Genomic DNA, 18398 nt, shown 5'->3' with positions numbered 1-18398 from the left:
TGAGGACCTACACCACGCACACGATAAACACAGATGGATTCCCGCCTTCGCGGGAATGACAGAAGGGGCGCGAAGCGTAAAAAAGCGATTTATCGCCCCGCCTTCGCGGGAATGACAGAGAGGCGGCTACAACCTGCGCCGCTACGCCTTCGGGCCGGTCATGTTCTCGGGGCGGACCTTGGCCTCGAACTCTTCTTCGGTCAACAAGCCCAACGCAACCACGGATTCTTTGAGCGTACTGCCCTCGGCGTGTGCTTTCTTGGCGACTTTGGCGGCGTTGTCGTAACCGATGTGAGGATTCAAGGCCGTGACCAACATCAGCGAGTTGGTCAGATGCTTCTGGATGCTATCTTTGTTCGGTTCAAGTCCGACCGCGCATTTTTCATCGAACATCTCGCAGGCATCGGCCAGCAGTCGGATCGACTGCAACAGATTGTAGATCATTACCGGTTTGAACACGTTCAGTTCGAAATTGCCGGATGAACCACCGACGTTGACGGCCACGTCGTTGCCGATCACCTGTGCGCACACCATGGTCATAGCCTCGCACTGGGTCGGATTGACCTTACCCGGCATGATCGACGACCCCGGCTCGTTGGCCGGCAGGTTGAGTTCGCCGATACCGCAGCGCGGACCGCTGCCAAGCCAACGAACATCGTTGGCGATTTTCATCAGCGAACAGGCGAGTGTTTTCATCACGCCGGAAGCTTCGACAATAGCATCGTGCGCGGCCAGAGATTCGAATTTGTTCGGCGCCGTCACGAACGATTTACCGGTTAGCTGGGCAATGGCCGCGGCCGCTCGCTCGGCAAACTCCGGATGGGCGTTCAAGCCGGTACCGACCGCCGTGCCGCCCAAGGCCAGCGGGTAAAGACGCTTGAGGCAATCATCGATCCGATCCAATCCCAGCGACAGGGCGGCTGAGTATCCGGAGAACTCCTGGCCGAGTGTCAACGGAGTGGCATCCATCAAGTGGGTGCGTCCGATCTTGATAATGTCTGCAAACTCCTCCGATTTCTTTTGCAGCGTGTCGCGCAGTTGGGTGACCATCGGAATCAGCCGACGATGGATCTCTTCAACGGCGGCAATGTGCATGGCTGTCGGGAAAGTGTCGTTGGAGGACTGGCCCATGTTGACATGGTCGTTCGGATGTACCGGGTCTTTGGAGCCAAGTTTGCCGCCGGCCAGTTCGATGGCGCGGTTGGAAATCACTTCGTTGGAGTTCATGTTGCTCTGGGTACCGGAACCGGTCTGCCAGACCACGAGGGGAAAGTGGTCGTCCAGTTTTCCTGCGATCACTTCATCGGCTGCGGTGAGAATCAGCTCTCCTTTGTCCTTGGGCATCTTGCCAAGGTCCATGTTGACCATACAGGCAGCTTTCTTGAGGATGCCCATGGCACGAATGATTTCGCGTGGCATTGTTTCTGTGCCTATTTTGAAGTTGGTCAAAGATCGTGCTGTCTGGCAGCCGTAGTATTTGTCGGCGGGGACTTTCATGTCGCCCATAGTATCACTCTCAGTTCGGAATTCCATTGTTCCTCCGGTCGAAAGACGACTAGTATAGTCGAATGGTTCTATCTTTTATCAGGCTTCGAATATACGTGCTGACAGGATTCCCGCAAGATGCTTTGGCGACAAAGTTGCGCCTTTGCAAAGTAAGCGAGACAAACCGGGTCTTTTCAGGTGGGCGGACAACGAAGTTTCACGATCTGCAAATAAGAAAGCCGAAGCTCAGAGGCCCCGACGATCGAAAGGTCACGTCGTCTGTTTGATTCGATCAGTCTCGCTGAGGCCGACCACCACTAGCGCGGTTTGCCTGGGTGACCTTGAGTTGGCGTCCGCCGAAATCAACGCCGTTCAATTGTTCGATAGCTGCTTGACCGCCGGAATCATCCGGCATCTCGACGAAAGCGAAGCCGCGCGACCTGCCCGTATTTCGATCCATGATTATCTGCACCGAGGAGACCTCTCCGTGCGCCTCGAATGCCTGTCGCAAATCATCTTCTGTGGTTTCAAACGGCAGATTGCCGATGTAAATGTTCATTTTTTGTCTCCCTCACACATGTCAATATCTCAACACCTCCATCCACCCCATTCATCCGGTCACGGTCATAGAGATCCCTCCAATATGCTGCCACGAGAACGGCGGGGGTGTACTTCTGTTGACAAGATGCAGGACGAAACCGGAAACCAACTCCCCTGGTCTGCGAAACAGTCGTTCAAACAATGGGCATCACCCCGGGCCGTCTGTCTCTTCTTCCTCGACCACCTGTGCAAGGATTTTCGACACCGGCACGGAGCCCTCCTTCATATCTTTCATCTGCGGAAACAAGAGCACGTCACGAATATTGTGTTTATTGGTCAACAGCATAACCAGACGATCTATCCCAAAACCGAGTCCGGCCGTTGGCGGCATGCCGTACATCAGCGCCGTGATAAAATCATCATCCAGGATTTGTGCTTCTTCATCACCAGCTTCCAGCGCTTTTCCTTGCTGCATGAAACGCTGCAACTGATCGACCGGGTCGTTAAGTTCGCTGAAAGCGTTGCCCATCTCAAGTCCTGAGATAAACAGTTCGAATCTCTCGGTGAGCCCCGCTTTCTCGCGGTGTTTCTTGGCCAGCGGTGATATTTCCACCGGGAAGTCGACTATAAACGTCGGTTGGATCAGGCACGGTTCAACTTTGGCCTCCCACACCGCTTCAATAACCTTGCCACGATTGATCAACTCCTCGCCCTCGACCCCCAGATTCTTGGCCGCCGTGGTAGCTTCATCGAACGACATGGGATAAAAATCCACGCCGGTCTGTTCGGTGATCGAGTCGATCATACTTATCCACTTGAACTTTGGTTCAAAGTCAATCTCGTTGTCGCCATAGGGAATCTTGTAGCGGCCATGAAGTTCAAACACCACCCGGCGAAGCATCTGTTCAAAGAGCTTTGCCATGTCATGGTAGTCTGCATAGGCCCAGTACATCTCGATCATGGTAAACTCGGGATTGTGCAGCCGGTCGATCCCTTCATTGCGAAAGTCCTTGCAAAACTCCCAGACTTTGTCGAATCCGCCGACGATCAATCGTTTGAGATAGAGTTCGTCGGCAATGCGCAGATACAAGTCACGATCGAGCCGGTTATGATGAGTCTTGAACGGCAGGGCCATCCCGCCGCCGTATAGTGGTTGCAGGATAGGTGTCTCCACTTCGAGGAAGGACTCGCTGTTGAGAAAGTCACGGATGATCCGGACAATACGACTGCGTTTGGCAAAATCGTCTCGTACTTCCGGATTTGCGATCAGATCGGCGTATCGTCGTCGACTGCGTGTCTCAACATCGGTCAGACCGGCATGCTTGTCAGGCAGGGGATGAAGAGTCTTGGTCAGGATTTCGAAGGTGGTAACCTTCAGTGTACGCTCACCTGTCCGGGTAGTAAAGAGGCTTCCTTCGCAGCCAAGAATATCGCCGAGGTCAAGGGTGTCAAAAAGGTCAAACTGCTCTTGCCCGACGTTGTTCAGCTTGACGTATACTTGTAGCCGTTCGGTGCTGTCGCGCACATCAGCAAAGATGGACTTACCCATCTTACGTTTGAGCATCACCCGTCCGGCCAGCCGCACCGCCGTTTCATCTGTGGCCAATTGGTCGAACTGGTCAAGTAATTCCTTGATATGATGGCTACGCTCGTAACGGTAGGGGTAGAGATTTATTCCCGCCGCGGACAGTTCGGTAACCTTTTGCCGTCTGGTTTTGATCAGTTCCAATAGCGGAATCTGGATTTGTTCCGGCGCGGCTTCGTTTGGGTCTGGCTGTGTGGTTTTGTCGGTCATTCGGTCGGGTGATCCATTTCGGGGTTGCAGGTTTGTCACGCCTTCGCTTTTGGAAACTTTTTCAATATCTCCTGGTTGGTTGTCGGCGGTACCAACTCACCGACGTCGCCGCCGTGCACCGCTACGTCCTTCACCATTGTTGACGATAGATAGACCCAGGACAGGGCAGGCATCAAAAACACTGTCTCAACCGAGCGGGCCAGTTTTCGGTTCATCAGGGCCATCTGAAACTCATTTTCAAAATCAGATACGGCTCTCAGGCCTCGCACGATGGCAGCGGCCTTCATCCGGAAGGCCAGATCGGCCAGCAGGCCGTCGAATCCGATCACATTCACTACAGCGGCGTAGGGCTGATCCGCAATGGCCTGTTCGACCAGGCGGATGCGTGTTTGGTGGTCAAAAAAAGGCTCTTTGCCTGCGCTGGCAGCCACCGCCACGACTAATCGGTCAAACAGGCCGGCGGCCCGCTCTACCAGAGACAGATGTCCGAAGGTAATCGGGTCAAATGATCCGGGATATATGGCCAGTTTGGTGTGGTCTGTTTCTTTCGTCATAGGTAATAATCAGCTGTCAAGCTATACAAAACCATTCGTCAATGCAACCGATAATCAAGAGGCTCGATCTTTCTTTAGCACCGTGAGGCCAAGCGCTACAACGTAATCACCGGCCGGTATCTCTGACATCTTGTCGGGTTGGGGGAAAAAGCCTGAGTTGAGCACGACCTCGCGGATTCCCACAGAGAAATGTCCGTGCAGGATCTCACCGGCCTGCGTATCAAGGTGGCTGCCGGACAGGAACACAGCCGACAAGGGGACACTGATATTCTGGCGTGAGAATGCGGCCAGTTTGAAATTGACTATTGTTTTCAGTTCCGCAGCCATCTTTTGGAGTCCCGGAGTAGATGTCATGTCATATTGACTGGTGGCCAGGTGCGCCACGCCGATGATTTCTCGGCGGTGCACGAAGCAAAGTGAGGCCAGACGTTCGTTGAAATCGATCAGGCAGGCAAAGTCTCCATACTCAGTCGGTGCGTAATGAATGAATCCCTGCCCGAGCGCCTCAGCCCGCAAAGTAAATCTCACTCTGGATGTATCGCCTCCCGTCACCTGAGTGAACGGTTGAATCATGTTGCTCAGATGGGTTTGTCTGACCTTGAGGGCCAGGCAGCGTTTGGAATCTGCACCCACCTGAATGGCATCGAAGAAGTAGGACAGCCCATCTTCGATCAGTGACTGAGTATGTTCAAACTCGATCACCTCGGCCGGCCGGTCCGACTCTCTGCTCGGCAGACTGACCTCGTTAACCGCTACCATATCGTCGGCTACGGAAAAAACCAACTGGCCACTCTCCAACAACTGGTGGCTGCGGATCAGGGAGCGATCGAAGCGGGCCAGGGCTTCGACTCGGGAGCGACCCGGCTCGTGGCGCACTCGCGCCACATAGAAGTAATGACCGCGATCATCAATCCCGACCTGTACCGATGGGTCGTTCATGGTGCCACCACTTTCAAGTAGGGCCGTATGTGCTCCAGTGTTTTCTCTCCGATACCGTGGACGTTGAGGAGATCCTCTAAACTTTCGAATCTCAGCGTATCACGACACATAACAATCGCGTCGGCCATCGAAGGACCAACCCGAGGTATAAGCTCCAATGAATCGACCGGCGCAGTATTTGGGTCCAGCACGAACGTTCCCGTGTACACAGATGATCCATCAGATACTATCACCGGCAGGCGAGGCGTGTCGCCCGTCGGCCAGGCATGGGTCCGTATAAACAGGTAGCCACCCAGTACCAGCGCGGTTCCACTGAGGAGGGCTACAAAAGTTATCTGTCTGTGGGTGAAATCGAAAAACCGATTCATCTTGTTTGCCAGGTACCTCCGGTTTGACATCGATGCGCCGGACAGTATAGCCAATAGCCCTCCACAAGTCAACCGGGCGACCGCCTCTAAGTCTGGTAAGGATCGAATGACGGGTTTCGACTTCCTCGACTAGGTCCCCCGAACCCTCTCGGCCGGGTCCGTTCGTTCGGTGGCGCAGTATTGATTGACCGCATCGTCCAGATTGGCTATATTGGTGAGAAGACAATTTCAGACGATGAGGTGTAGCGATGAAAAGGTATCCAACCCCCGTGAGTTTCTGCGCTGTTTTACTCACCGGACTACTAGTGGTCTTGCTCTCCGGGTCAGTCGATGCAGGTAATCTGACCGTCACAATCGAAGCCGGTGATTATCTGGTCAGACAGGCGGGCGACGGTCACCATACAATCGATGTTGAAGGATTTGGGTATCTTCTGACACCCGGCACACCCAAGCTGCCGGCCAGGACTTTCATGATTGCCCTGCCGCCGGGTGCGTCGGTGGTATCAGTGGCGACACAGGCCCATAGCACGGTAGGGTTGCCGGGAACGTTCAGGGTTGCGGCCACACCGCCAATAATGGTTCCCAGTGCCGACCCCACAAAACAAAGCGAGTCACTCCAACAGTGGCAGAGCACGCGCGATCAAGTCTACACTTCGGATAATACCTACCCCGGCCGGATCGGCGATTACCTCGGGGAGGGCGCTCTCAGGCAGTACCGGTTTGCAAAAGTCAGGTTCTGTCCGTTCACCTACAACCCGCTGTCCGGACGCCTGACATACACCCCTTCGCTAACTGTTTCCATTGATTACGACCTGACAGGCTCGGCCCGACCGATCGTCGATGCCAAGGCCGAGGCGCGAGCCTCGCGGTTGCTCGTAAACTATGACCATGCAAAACAATGGTATCATGTCGATAAGCAAGGCGACATGCCTACCGAGTTGTACGACCTCGTAATAATAACCTCCGACGAATTGGTCTCAACCCTGGATGCATTTGTCGCCTGGAAAGAGCAAATCGGTTTCAGTGTTAACGTGGTCACGACAACATGGATATATGACAACTACTCGGGCGCAGACAACGCCGAACAAGTCAGAAACTTTCTCATCGACAAATATGCCCAGTGGGGGATCGAGTATGTCATGCTGGCCGGCAACTTTGATGTTGTGCCGATGCGCATCTGCTACCCGGATAGCGCCAACCACGGCCATGACCCTGATTTCTGCATGCCGACCGACATGTACTATGCCGACCTGAGCGGCGACTGGGATTCCGACGGTGACGGCTATCACGGTGAGTACGGCCAGGACAATGTCGACTTTGTCCCCGAAGTTTATGTGGGACGTATCCCCTGGAATCAAGCCGGGCAGATGGATAGCATACTTCAGAAACTGGTCAACTTCGAAAACGACACCGGCGTCTGGAAAAATCGTGCTCTTCTGATGGGTGCATTCGCCTGGTTTGAGGGTCAGAATCATAATCCGCTATACCCCCGTACCGACTTTGCCGACCTGTCCGAGTTCATCAAAAACGATATAGTCTCAACCTGGACAACCACCCTTATGTATGAAAAGTCCGGGGTGGATACTTCGTACTTCCCGTGCGACTTTCCTCTGACCTCAGCCAATGTTGTCAATGATTGGTCGACCGGGCAGTACGGTGTCGTCAGTTGGGGCGGCCATGGAAGTTATGGCGCTTGCTGGCGCACCGTTTGGGGCTGGGATGACGGCGACGGTGTCCCCGAGTACGAACCACCCGAGTTGTACAGTGAGTATTTCATTTCAAACAGTGAAGCCTTGGCTCTGGACAACAATTATGCCGGGATCGTATGGTCGACCGCTTGCAATACCGGTGTGCCGGAGTATGTCGGCCTCGGTCGGGCGCTGATGCTCAGTGGCGCCGTCGGCTTCCTTGGTTCCAGTCGGGTGGCCTATGCCATTGGCGGATGGGCCGACAAAGACGATGGTCTGGTAGCAACAATGAACTACTACTACTATCATTATCTGTTGAACGAAGGTCTCAAAGTGGGTGAGGCGCTCGGCGCCACTGGAGAGTTGTACTACGCCAATTTCATGGGTGATCATGTCGCCCACTACCACGACCTGTTTTGTTACAACCTGTATGGCGATCCCTCGATGACCTATCAGGGTCTGTCTTATGTCTGTGTCGACACCGACGGCGATGGATTCGGCGATGCCGGCCATCCGGAAAACATGTGCGATGAAGACAACTGCCCCGACGTGTTTAACGACGACCAGATGGACACCGATATGGATGGTGTCGGTGATGCCTGCTGCTGCGCTTTGCGTGGTGATTTCGATCACGGCACCAAGGGATTGGTCGACATCTCTGATCTGGTGTGCGTAGTCGACTTCATGTTCAACGGTGGGCCCGGACCGGGTTGTCCCATCGAAGGCGATATCGACGGCGACTCAGGCGAAGTGACAGATATCGGTGACCTGGTATATCTGGTTGACTTCATGTTTAACTCAGGGCCGACGCCGCCCCCTTGTCCGTAACTATGCATCATGAAATCAAGAGTATAAACTTAGCCGAACGTCTGGCCTCATTCGACGAAACCTGGGTCCCTAAAATTGTCGGCGAACTAAACGACCAGTATGTCAAAGTGGTGAAGTTCGTCGGCGAGTATGTGTGGCATCAGCATGATGAACAGGATGAACTTTTTCTGGTGCTGCACGGCTCCATGAAACTCGAACTGGAAGATAAATCGATTGAACTGACCGCGGGGGAGTTGGTTATTGTCCCGCGCCAGGTTCGGCACCGGCCGGTCGCGGATGAATTGTGCGAAGTTTTGCTTTTCGAGCCTGTGAGTACCCGCAACACCGGCGACGTAGACCATCCATACACTATCGAGCCGGACGACCTCGAAGCCATTTAGTGTTTAGTAGGGCAGGAGCCCTGTGCTCCTGACACAAATGGCGGGTTCGAAGACGGACCCGCCCTACAACTGCGATCGCGCCATCAACGAACGGGTGGCCTCCTCAAACCTTGTTTGGGGTGGGATACACGGTACCCCACCCAGAGCGTTCCGCGCCGGGTGGGATATCTGTGACGGGTGGCCGCCTCAAACACGGTACCCCACCCAGAGCGTTTCGCACCGGGTGGGATATCTGTGGTCTTGGGCGACCCCGCCCCTGTTCAACTCTTGAGCAGCACAGTCACTACCGCTCTGCACAAAGTTACACAACCGTGAATCCACCTGCAAAGATCGACGCTGGCCTGCATGATTGCACAGCCTGGATATTGCGCCAATCGGCTATCCACAACTCCGCCGACGTCCTCCAAACCGACAGCGCCGCAATTAGATAATATCGACGAGTGGGCACCGTCATCGAATTTCACGCCATCGGCACAGCCTATGCTCAAACAGGCTCCAGAGACGCGAACGACAAAGGAGTGTAGATGCTTGACGCCAAATTTCAACGAGGATTCACCGACGATAAGCTGGCCGACACCAAGGAATCGCGGATTCGCAAAGATGATGTCGGGTTTTTCCTGATGTCTCTGTCTGAGAACACCAAAGTCTATTTCGAAGACTACTACCGGTTCCTGGGCATGGTCTACTCGCGCTGTCTTGAAGAGCGGGCGAGCCTGGACGAAAAAATCGCCGCCACCGCCCCCGATAGTGTTGAAACGCTGGCTTACTACCGAGCCAGAGGTGTGATTGTCGACCTGGTTTTGCAGTCGGTACGTCGGTTCTACACCGACGGTTCCAATCTGGGCGTCGTTATGACTCCCTGGTGCTTTGGTACTGTCATGCTTGAAAAAGTCGAAGTCTACCGTGACCGTCTCGGCAAGGGTGAGGTCCGCGACGCCAATGTGCCGGAGTTTCCATACTACGTAATTCAGTATATCGATGAAATATACAAAGCCACGCTTTTGGAACTGTTCGATTTTCCGGAGAAAGCTTTCCGTATGCGCTGGCAGTATTCGGAACTGCTTAAGAAGTACTCGAAGATATTGACCAATATCACCAATTCTCTCAACTCGGTGTTGGGGATGGTTCGCAACTACGGTTCATAGAAAACCCTTACGTCTCCATATACTCTCCTTGGTAACCTCCGGCTTCGGCCGGAGGTTTTTTTTAACCTACCAGCGCCTTTTGCCGATAATCAACTGAACGCAGTTTTTGAACGTTTCTGAGGAATTAAGCCTGTGTCGGAACCAAAACTATCAGCCCCCACCGCCTGGCCGGCCACCGATAAGGATGACCAGAAGTTTATCCCAATCTACCTGGACTGCCTGCGAGTCGATTCGATTTTGGATTTTGACCTCTACCTGAAAGTCAACACCGGCCTGGTGCTCTATCGATCAGCCGACCTTCCATTCACCGACCGTACGCGCCAACGGCTGATGGAAAACAATGTCGATCGGCTCTATGTCAAAGGTGAGAACAAAGAGCATTACCAGCGCTATATCGAGCAGAATCTGGACAAGGTGCTGGTCGACCCGGCCATACCCGAGACGAAAAAGGCCAACATCCTGTATGAGACCTCCAAGGGGTTGGTCAAAGATATCTTCGCCAATCCCACCTACGGCGACAACGTGCAGAGGTCGCAGGATTTGGTCAACACCACCGTCGGATATATTTTGCGCGGACAGGAAGCCTTTCACAACCTGTTGAAAATCACGTCGTTCGATTACTATACCTACACCCACTCGGTCAATGTCTGCACTTTTTCGCTGGCCCTGGCCCAACAAATGGGTAAACGCGACGAACAGTTCCTGCACGAATTGGGCGTGGGAGCGCTGTTGCATGACCTGGGAAAATCGAAGATTTCCGAACGGATAATCAACAAACGCTCGGCTCTGAGTCCCTACGAGTTCGAGATCATGAAAAAGCACCCCCGATGGGGCGTTGATATCCTCGAAGATGATAACAACCTTCCGGCCAGCGCAATCCACCCGGTGTTGCAGCATCACGAGCGAGGTGACCGCTCAGGTTATCCCTCCGGGATCAGCCTCACCGAGATGCACGTCTTCTCACGGATCGTAGCTATCGCCGACACTTTCGATGCCATGACCACCGAGCGGGTCTATCAGAAAGCTGTCGACAGTTTCCCCTGTCTGAAAATCATGTTCTCGCTCAAAGGGGCGTATGATCAGAATATGTTAAGGTCATTCGCCGAACTGATGGGCCCCACCGGCCTGCTCGAAATCTGAGCAAACCGGCATTCCGACGATGCCCCCAGTTGGCTTCACGTATTCCCCCCGAGCGCGTCATTGCGAGGCCACGCGCTTCGCGTGGCCGCGGCAATCTCAATTCGTTGTACACGTGTCATGCCGGGCGGAGTCGAGGCATGAGATTGCCGCGCTTCTCCGCCCCGCCTGCGGCGGGGATCGCTCGCAATGACGCGGAACACGCCTTTCTCAATACTCTGTATATTCTAATCACAACTTCACGATTTTCGGAAACCCTACAGTCTCAGTCTTGTTATAGGCCCGAAGCAAAAGTTCGTGTTGTTACTACCTGTCAGATGCGCAAGCAAAGCAGGTCCAGAAGAGATTGGATAGCAAATGAGCAGAGTATCAGATAAGCAAGTCGTCCTGCAAGTCAGCATCGAATACTGCGGGGAATGAAACTATCTGCCCAAGGCCACCAGTTTGGCGGCCGCGATTAAGAAGCAGATGGGTCTCGAAGCCGACCTCATCGAAGGAAGTGGCGGTATACTTGAGGTGCAGGCAAACGGCGCTCTCGTCTACACCAACAAAGGAGATGCCGCCGAACAGTACCCCGGTGATGACGGCATCGTGAAGAAGCTCAAATCGTTCAGCGCGAGCTACCTCGGTGCCGAGCCCCAGGAAACGTCAGACTCTAGCGGTGAAGACTCCACGCCCAGTTGCACAATCGAGCCGCCGCCGGTTGTAAGAGCTCCGGCTCCGGAACACCGCACCGATATCGACCGGATGAGTTTCGCCTGCAACTGCGCCCCAGTGACCGGCCCCGAAGGCTGCACCTGCCACAACTGAGTGATAAATCAGCCATAAATGGCCCTCTTGCGCTTCGCGCATTTCCCACCTCGTGCTGAGCCTCTTTCCCACCTCGTGCTGAGCCTCTTTCCCACCTCATCCTGAGCGGAGTCGAAGGATGAAATCATGGCAGATGTGGACATCTGCCAGCCACGCATAGAATTGTCGGGACCACAAGGGGTCCCGACCTACGAAGAAAACCGCATGGGGGTGGCAGACGTCCTCGTCTACCCTCGGCCGGTCCGAAGGCGGACCCACGCTACAACTTTCCCACCTCATCCTGAGCGGAGTCGAAGGATGGGCCTTTTGTGCCGTAACCCGTCCCAAACAAGGTTTGAGACGGCCACCCGCAGCGACACGCGGGATTCGCTCGCAATGACTCAGAGAGAATCGGGTGGCACCCTCAAGCCTTGCTTGGGGGTGGTGTTTTCCCAAAAAACTGGTGAACAATTCGTGGACATCGGCGTACTATTAATATAAACTTGACCGACCGGTCAGTATTGGAGAGACAGACAGAATGAGTCCCAAAGTTGTCGACAAACCGGCCAAACGAATAGAGATTCTCAGAAGTGCCATGGCCGTCTGCGCCCGACGCGGCGTACACAATTTCAAGATGATCGACATTGCCAACTCAGCCGGTGTCGGCAAGGGAACGCTCTACGAGTATTTCACCGACAAGGAGGACCTGGTCTCAGGTTGTTTTGATCTCTTTCTGGACGATTACGACGTTTTTCTGCGTGCCCGCCTGGCCGGCATTGTTGATCCCGTGACCAAACTGGAGGTCATGGTCAAGGCCAGTTTTGAGTTCTTTGTGAAGAATCGTGAAAGCCTGGACATCTTGTTTGATTTTTGGGCGGCCAGTGTTCGTTCGCATAAAGGCCAGCCGCTCATGTCCGGCGGCAGCGAAGGCTACTCGCACGTAATCGACGAGGTGGGCGGCATGATTCGCGAAGGGATCAAAAAAGGTGTCTTCAGACCGGTGGACCCTAAACTGGCCGCTAATATGTTACTGGCGCTCCTGGACGGGCTCTGGCTTCAATCGGTGATGGGTCTTATCAAAATCAACAGCCGCAGCCTGCCGCAGAAAATCAGCCGGATGTTCTTGGAGGGAATACTGAAGTGACGCACGCAAAAAACATGATTACCGTCTTGATCGTCGCCTCGACCATTGCGATAACTGCTTCAGCCGAAGTGACGCCCACTACCGACGCCGAGGTCAGAAGGATCATCGAGGAGATAGATCAATTGTACCGGTCTGAATCAAGCCGCGCCGTCTTCGAGATGGAGATTGTCACGCCGCATTGGCAACGAACCCTGAAGATGGAAGCCTGGAGTCTCGGCACCGAAAGAACCTTGATACGCATCAACTCACCCAAAAAGGAAAAAGGGGTGGGGACACTCAGAGTCGATAACGAGATGTGGAACTATCTACCCAAGACCAACAAGGTCATAAAGGTGCCTCCTTCTATGATGATGAGTTCATGGATGGGTTCTGATTTTACCAACGACGACCTGGTGCAGGAGTTTTCGTTGTTCGAGGATTACAGCTATGAACTGGTCACGCCGGACAGCGCCCGCGAGGACTTGATCTATATCAACTGTGTGCCTCGCGAGGACCTGCCTATAGTATGGGGAAATATCGTCATCGCAGCCACGCGCAAGGAATACCTGCCGGTCTGGCAACGTTACTACGATGAAAGCGGACGATTGATGAGAACAGAAAACTTCTCTGAAATACGCACTTTTTCGGGACGCCGGATTCCATCGGTAATGGAGATGGTACCTCAGAGCAAGGAGGGGCACAAGACGGTGATCAGGTATCTCGAACTGGAACTTGATCTGGAATTGGACAGCGCCCGGTTTTCGTTGAGAGACCTTCGCAATCCCAACTGAAGTGGACACGCCGTGCTGATCTTTAAGATAGCCTTCCGAAACTGCCTGCGCCAAAAGCGCCGAACGACACTGACCGTGTTGACCATGCTCGGTGGTTTTGTTTTGGCCTCAGTGTCGATTGCCTGGTCGGACGGCAGCTATGACTATGTTATCAACATGTTCACTCGTCATGAGATGGGTCACATCCAGATCCACCGCCAGGGATACCTCGACCGTCCTACCTTGTATCAGACAATCGATGATTACGAGTCGCTCGGCGCGGCATTCGAACAGGCAGAAAACGTACAGTTCTGGACACCCCGTCTTTTCTCAAGCGGGCTGGCCTCGGTTGCCGGAAAGAGCTCCGGAGTGAAGATCATCGGAGTCGACCCAGTCCGTGAAAACAGCGCCACCAGCTTCGACCGTAAAGTCACAAAAGGAAAGAGCCTGGCCAAGGTACCGTCGCACCAGGCTCTTCTGTCCGAGGCCTTGGCTCAAACGTTGAAGGCCGGTATCGGTGACGAGGTTGTCATCGTATCGCAAGCGGCCGACGGTTCTATCGCCAACGATCTCTATCAAATTGTCGGTCTGACCGAAAGCGGCGATGCCATCACCGACCGGACATCGTTGTACTTGCACATAGAAGATGCTCAGGAGCTATTGGTGCTTGAGAACCGGGCCCATGAAATAGCGGTCGTGGTAGAGGATTTGGACGGCCTGGACGAAGTCGCGGTGGTTATTGCGGAGAGTATTGATCGACCGGAGTTGGACGTGGCCACCTGGCAGGTGTTTGCCAAGTCGTTCTATACGGCTATGCAGGCGGACCAGAAAGGGACCTGGATTTCGTTGTTCGTGATCATTCTGGTCGTATCGGTCGGCGTACTTAACACCGTCCTGATGACGGTTCTTGAACGGACTCGTGAGTACGGTGTTCTGCGGGCGGTCGGCACCGCCGGGGGACAGGTGGTGCAGATGGTGATTTACGAAGTGCTGGTGATGGCGGTGGTAAGTGTGATCATCGGAAGTGGGATAGCATACGGTGTAAACTACTTTTTGTCAATCGAAGGGATACCTCTGCCGACACCGCTCACTTTTGGAGGAATCGTTTTTGATCGCATGTTTACAATCGTGAACGTTCGCAGTTTCGTAATCCCGGCCGTAACGGTTTTTTTGTCGGCGATGGTTACATCGATCTTTCCGGCCGGTATGGCGGCTCGAACAGCACCGGCTAAAGCCATGAGAAGCGAGTAGGAGGAACAAGTCGTGCGCTTGTATCTGAAACTGGCCTGGCGTAACATCTTTCGCAATAAACGCCGCACGTTTATCGCAGGCACCGCCATCGGCATCGGCCTGGCGTCGCTGATACTGGTCGATGCTATCAGTCTGGGCATGGAAGAAAACATGCTTCACTCGGCCACGGCATCGTTCATGGGCGAGGGACAGATTCATGGTGAGGGTTTCCGGTCGAGCTTTGAAATGGAAAGCTGTGTGATTGATGCAGCGTCGGTCATGACAAATCTGTCCGAGGAACCGATCGTGGCGCGGTTTACGCCCCGCCTGTTATCCTACGCCATGATCTCATCACCGGCCAATGTCACCGGAGTCAGCATGGTGGGCATCGACCCGAACACAGAGCCGGGACTGTCACAGATAGACGAAGCCGTCGTCGAAGGAACCTATCTGACACCGGACGGTCGTCGTGAATTGGTCATCGGCGACAAATTGGCCGAACTAATGGAAGTCTCCCTGGGCGACCGCGTGGTACTGACCACGTCACAAGCGCACGGCGGTGATCTGGCGCAGGAGATGTTTCGGGTTACGGGTATCTTTCACTTTAACATAGATGCTATGGATCGGGCCATGGTGTTCACCCGGCTGAATGTGGCACAGCGAATGCTGAATCTTGAGGGTGACATTCATGAGATCGCTCTCAAATTTGTCGATGGATCGGGCGGCGCAGATTTGGACTCGTTTTGGGAAAAGTACTCAAAAAATGGTAACGAGGCGGTCGGCTGGGCGACATTGCTGCCGCAACTGAAGATGGTCTTCGAGTTTTCCGATTTCAGTATTCTCCTGGTGGGTATCATACTCTTTTCAGTGGTGGCGCTGGGCATCGTCAACACGCTGTTCATGTCGCTGTATGAGCGCATGTTTGAATTCGGCGTCATGCGTGCGGTAGGCACTCGTCCGTTCGTTATGGGACGGCTTGTGGTTTTCGAAGCCGGTGCCCTGGCCGCGGTGAGTTGCCTGCTGGGAACCATCCTGGGTTGGGTCGTAACCTACGCTTTCGCCCAAACCGGTATAGACTACACCGGGATCGAATACGCCGGGGTTACCTTTCGTGAATTGCTGTACCCGGTTATTCAGTTGGAGCAATACATTCAGTATCCAATAGCGGTTTTCATCTTTACCATCATTATTGGAATCTACCCGGCCTGGTACGCGGCCCGAATGAACGCGGCCAGGGCGATGCGGCGGAGTTTTTAGAGAGGCACACAATGACTACCGACGAAAACAAAACGGTAATAGAAACCAAGGCAGTTACCAAAGAGTACTCGGACAACGGCGTTCCGGTGATGGCTCTGCACGGGATCGATCTAACTATTGAGAAAGGTGAGTTCACGGCCATCGTGGGGCCGTCCGGTTCGGGTAAGACCACGTTTCTGAACATTATCTCAGGACTCGACAGTGCCACCGAGGGGAGTGTCCGGCTTGATGGAAAGCTGCTGTCTGAGATGTCCGGGCGAGAACTGTCGGATTACAGGCGCGACAAGATCGGCTTCATCTTCCAGGCGTACAACCTCATTCCGGTGCTGACGGTACAGGAAAACATCGAGTACATCATGCTGCTGCAATCGATCGATCAGTTCGAACGCAGCCGTCGAGTCGAAAATGTCCTCTCGCAACTGGGACTAAGTGGCATGTCCGACCGGCTGCCGTCGCGTTTGTCGGGTGGTCAGCAGCAGCGGGTAGCAGTTGCCCGGGCCATCGTTTCGAGGCCTGCTCTGGTATTGGCCGATGAGCCGACGGCCAACCTCGATTCCAAAACGGCCCTTGAGTTGATCGACATGATGCGAAAGCTGAACGAAGAAAGCGGTACGACGTTTGTTTTCTCCACCCACGACAATATGATTATGGAACGCGCCCGCCGTTTGATCGTGCTCAAAGATGGACGTATAGACCGGGACGAGGTCAGGGCATGAGTGTCTGCCGTGGCGACCGGACAATGCAAAAAGTGAGATCGACCGTGAGCTTATTACGAACTTGTCGAGTAACCGTCTGGGTCATCGTTGGGCTGCTGACCTCAGGTCAAAGTGGGGCCTTTGATTTCGGTGGCTACTTCAAGAAATTCGGCTCGGTGTATGACCTGCCCAGTCACTCACTTAGTGGTTTGGTTGAGGACCCACCGGCCCTGGGGCGGTTCATTTCACGCATGCGTCTCCAAAGTCGGTTGACCTTGGGCGATCATGGGTCCTTCAATGTTGCGTACGATTTCGCACCTCGGATTGAGGATGAGTTGCTTAGGCAGGCGAACCTCTTTCTCAACGACTCTCCCAGTAGCAGCTACCGTGCCTTCGACTTCGACCAACCGCTCTATCCCAACCCGGACGATTCCACCGCGAGTTTTTCCATTCATCACAACCTGGACCGAGTTGAGCTCACAATCAACGCCGGTCGTTTTGATCTTTTCCTGGGCCGACAGGCTGTGGCCTGGGGATCGTCGCGGACGATCAATCCAACCGATGTGGTGGCGCCGTTTGGCTACACCGAACTGGACACCGAAGATCGTGCGGGCGTCGACGGCGTGCGGCTGCGCATACCTGTCGGCTTCATGGCGGAAATCGATGCCGGGTATCTCTTTGGTGAGGACTTCAGGTTTGAACAGAGCGCGTTCTTCGTGCGGGTCAAACAGTATCTGGCTCGCACCGATGCAACGGTGTTGGTGGTCGGCTTTCGCGAAAACTTGCTGTTGGGTGTTGATCTTGCCCGCTCGGTCGGCGGCGCCGGCGTTTGGGTGGAAGGTGGGTACGTGCTGGACAATGTGCTTGCCAACCAGCGGCGGCCGGATTATCAGAATTACTTACGAGCTACGATTGGGATGGACTATAGCCTGGCTGCAACATTGTACGGATTTGTCGAATACCACTACAATGGCCCGGGCGGGCAGGCTGAAAACTTCCAAGACAACACCACCGCCACGGCCTACACCGCCGGTGGTGTCTACCTGATGGGTCGGCACTATCTTGTTCCCGGCGCAGTCTGGCAGATCACGCCGTTGGCTACCTTCGGAGGGGAGGTTCTGGCCAACCTGAACGATCCTTCGATATTGCTCGCACCCTCTCTGGAGTACAACGTGGCTGCCAACGTATACCTTTCGGCCGGGGCATTCATCGGCGTGGGCAAGAGGGTAGCAATCGAATTGGGTGAGAATCTAAAGCTCGATCAATTCCGTCTGAGGTCAGAGTTCGGCACCTATCCGGACATTTACCACACCTCGTTTCGTGTGTATTTCTGAGTGGCAAGCCGACCCATCGTGCTCCGCTTGTTGTTTTGCTGTCTCAACTTGTAGTGCAGTAGGGTGGGTCCGTCTTCGGACCCGCCAGATTCCTGTGCGTGGTGTGCGTCCACGTGCGCCACGTCCGTGTCATGCAGTCTTGTGGGCCAGGTCTCTCTTTTCTTGGAGACCTGACACAATCGTCGGGACCACAGGGGTCCCGACCTACAAGACAAAGATGGATTCCCTGATTTCACAAACGAAGTGCAACATCTGTATAAGGTGTTGTTATGGGAAAAAAATACAATCAACTCAATCTTGAAGAACGGTGTGAAATATCCAGACTTCATACCGCGGGCTGG

Annotated in this window: 17 protein-coding genes; 11 read left to right on the top strand and 6 right to left on the bottom strand. The window is 54.2% G+C overall.

All coding sequences use genetic code 11. From position 1 onward, the window contains the following. Window positions 1–141: 141 nt before the first annotated feature. The 6 genes from fumC to OEV49_03740 all read right to left on the bottom strand — a co-directional run bounded on the left by fumC (window position 142) and on the right by OEV49_03740 (window position 5735). Window positions 142–1533 carry a class II fumarate hydratase gene (gene fumC, locus OEV49_03765; protein MDH3890177.1) on the bottom strand — a complete coding sequence of 464 codons (1392 nt, stop codon included), beginning with the start codon at window positions 1531–1533 and terminating at the stop codon, window positions 142–144. A 244-nt stretch (window positions 1534–1777) separates the two neighbouring features. Further along, window positions 1778–2044, bottom strand: coding sequence for an RNA-binding protein (locus OEV49_03760; GenBank protein MDH3890176.1), 267 nt, complete (start codon window positions 2042–2044; stop codon window positions 1778–1780). Between the two features lie 189 nt (window positions 2045–2233). Continuing rightward, on the bottom strand, window positions 2234–3820 hold the full coding sequence (gene lysS, locus OEV49_03755; GenBank protein ID MDH3890175.1) for a lysine--tRNA ligase: 1587 nt from the start codon (window positions 3818–3820) through the stop codon (window positions 2234–2236). Window positions 3821–3855: 35 nt separating this feature from the next. Continuing rightward, window positions 3856–4374: a pantetheine-phosphate adenylyltransferase gene (gene coaD / locus OEV49_03750; protein MDH3890174.1), complete on the bottom strand. Its 519-nt coding sequence runs from the start codon at window positions 4372–4374 to the stop codon at window positions 3856–3858. Between the two features lie 54 nt (window positions 4375–4428). Continuing rightward, on the bottom strand, window positions 4429–5313 hold the full coding sequence (locus tag OEV49_03745) for a hypothetical protein (protein ID MDH3890173.1): 885 nt from the start codon (window positions 5311–5313) through the stop codon (window positions 4429–4431). Further along, window positions 5310–5735, bottom strand: coding sequence for a helix-hairpin-helix domain-containing protein (locus tag OEV49_03740; GenBank protein MDH3890172.1), 426 nt, complete (start codon window positions 5733–5735; stop codon window positions 5310–5312). The genes OEV49_03745 and OEV49_03740 overlap by 4 nt, the downstream gene beginning before the upstream one ends. 194 nt (window positions 5736–5929) lie before the next feature. Between OEV49_03740 and OEV49_03735 the strand changes: the two genes are divergently transcribed. From OEV49_03735 to OEV49_03685, 11 genes are all read left to right on the top strand, one after another. After that, window positions 5930–8197 carry a C25 family cysteine peptidase gene (locus tag OEV49_03735; GenBank protein ID MDH3890171.1) on the top strand — a complete coding sequence of 756 codons (2268 nt, stop codon included), beginning with the start codon at window positions 5930–5932 and terminating at the stop codon, window positions 8195–8197. A gap of 2 nt (window positions 8198–8199) precedes the next feature. Further along, the gene (locus OEV49_03730; GenBank protein ID MDH3890170.1) at window positions 8200–8577 is read left to right on the top strand and encodes a cupin domain-containing protein; all 378 of its coding nucleotides are present in this window, start codon (window positions 8200–8202) and stop codon (window positions 8575–8577) included. A gap of 524 nt (window positions 8578–9101) precedes the next feature. After that, entirely contained in the window at window positions 9102–9722 is a 621-nt protein-coding gene (locus tag OEV49_03725; GenBank protein MDH3890169.1) for a hypothetical protein, read from the top strand. A gap of 132 nt (window positions 9723–9854) precedes the next feature. After that, window positions 9855–10862 carry an HD domain-containing protein gene (locus OEV49_03720; protein ID MDH3890168.1) on the top strand — a complete coding sequence of 336 codons (1008 nt, stop codon included), beginning with the start codon at window positions 9855–9857 and terminating at the stop codon, window positions 10860–10862. 441 nt (window positions 10863–11303) lie between these two features. Further along, complete coding sequence (locus tag OEV49_03715; protein ID MDH3890167.1) at window positions 11304–11669, top strand: hypothetical protein; 366 nt, start codon at window positions 11304–11306, stop codon at window positions 11667–11669. Window positions 11670–12186: 517 nt separating this feature from the next. Beyond that, window positions 12187–12792, top strand: coding sequence for a TetR/AcrR family transcriptional regulator (locus OEV49_03710; GenBank protein MDH3890166.1), 606 nt, complete (start codon window positions 12187–12189; stop codon window positions 12790–12792). Next, a complete protein-coding gene (locus tag OEV49_03705) occupies window positions 12789–13562 on the top strand; it encodes an outer membrane lipoprotein-sorting protein (protein MDH3890165.1) in 774 nt (257 codons plus the stop codon). Before OEV49_03710 ends, OEV49_03705 begins: the two co-directional genes overlap by 4 nt. A 12-nt stretch (window positions 13563–13574) precedes the next feature. Then, complete coding sequence (locus tag OEV49_03700; protein MDH3890164.1) at window positions 13575–14792, top strand: FtsX-like permease family protein; 1218 nt, start codon at window positions 13575–13577, stop codon at window positions 14790–14792. 12 nt (window positions 14793–14804) lie between these two features. After that, entirely contained in the window at window positions 14805–16028 is a 1224-nt protein-coding gene (locus tag OEV49_03695; GenBank protein MDH3890163.1) for an ABC transporter permease, read from the top strand. 11 nt (window positions 16029–16039) lie between these two features. Then, entirely contained in the window at window positions 16040–16744 is a 705-nt protein-coding gene (locus OEV49_03690; GenBank protein MDH3890162.1) for an ABC transporter ATP-binding protein, read from the top strand. 44 nt (window positions 16745–16788) lie between these two features. Continuing rightward, window positions 16789–18057: a hypothetical protein gene (locus OEV49_03685; protein MDH3890161.1), complete on the top strand. Its 1269-nt coding sequence runs from the start codon at window positions 16789–16791 to the stop codon at window positions 18055–18057. Window positions 18058–18398 lie beyond the last annotated feature (341 nt).

It is taken from the genome of Candidatus Zixiibacteriota bacterium (assembly GCA_029860345.1).
Taxonomy (GTDB): Bacteria; Zixibacteria; MSB-5A5; order GN15; family FEB-12; genus JAJRTA01.
The sequence above is the reverse complement of the archived record's forward strand: the minus strand, read 5'-3'. Positions and strand labels throughout refer to the sequence as shown.

Coding starts and splice junctions, on each gene's coding strand:
- fumC (MDH3890177.1), bottom strand. CDS start 1,533: ATGGAATTCCGAACTGAGAGTGATACTATGGGCGACATGAAAGTCCCC.
- OEV49_03760 (MDH3890176.1), bottom strand. CDS start 2,044: ATGAACATTTACATCGGCAATCTGCCGTTTGAAACCACAGAAGATGAT.
- lysS (MDH3890175.1), bottom strand. CDS start 3,820: ATGACCGACAAAACCACACAGCCAGACCCAAACGAAGCCGCGCCGGAA.
- coaD (MDH3890174.1), bottom strand. CDS start 4,374: ATGACGAAAGAAACAGACCACACCAAACTGGCCATATATCCCGGATCA.
- OEV49_03745 (MDH3890173.1), bottom strand. CDS start 5,313: ATGAACGACCCATCGGTACAGGTCGGGATTGATGATCGCGGTCATTAC.
- OEV49_03735 (MDH3890171.1), top strand. CDS start 5,930: ATGAAAAGGTATCCAACCCCCGTGAGTTTCTGCGCTGTTTTACTCACC.
- OEV49_03730 (MDH3890170.1), top strand. CDS start 8,200: ATGCATCATGAAATCAAGAGTATAAACTTAGCCGAACGTCTGGCCTCA.
- OEV49_03725 (MDH3890169.1), top strand. CDS start 9,102: ATGCTTGACGCCAAATTTCAACGAGGATTCACCGACGATAAGCTGGCC.
- OEV49_03710 (MDH3890166.1), top strand. CDS start 12,187: ATGAGTCCCAAAGTTGTCGACAAACCGGCCAAACGAATAGAGATTCTC.
- OEV49_03690 (MDH3890162.1), top strand. CDS start 16,040: ATGACTACCGACGAAAACAAAACGGTAATAGAAACCAAGGCAGTTACC.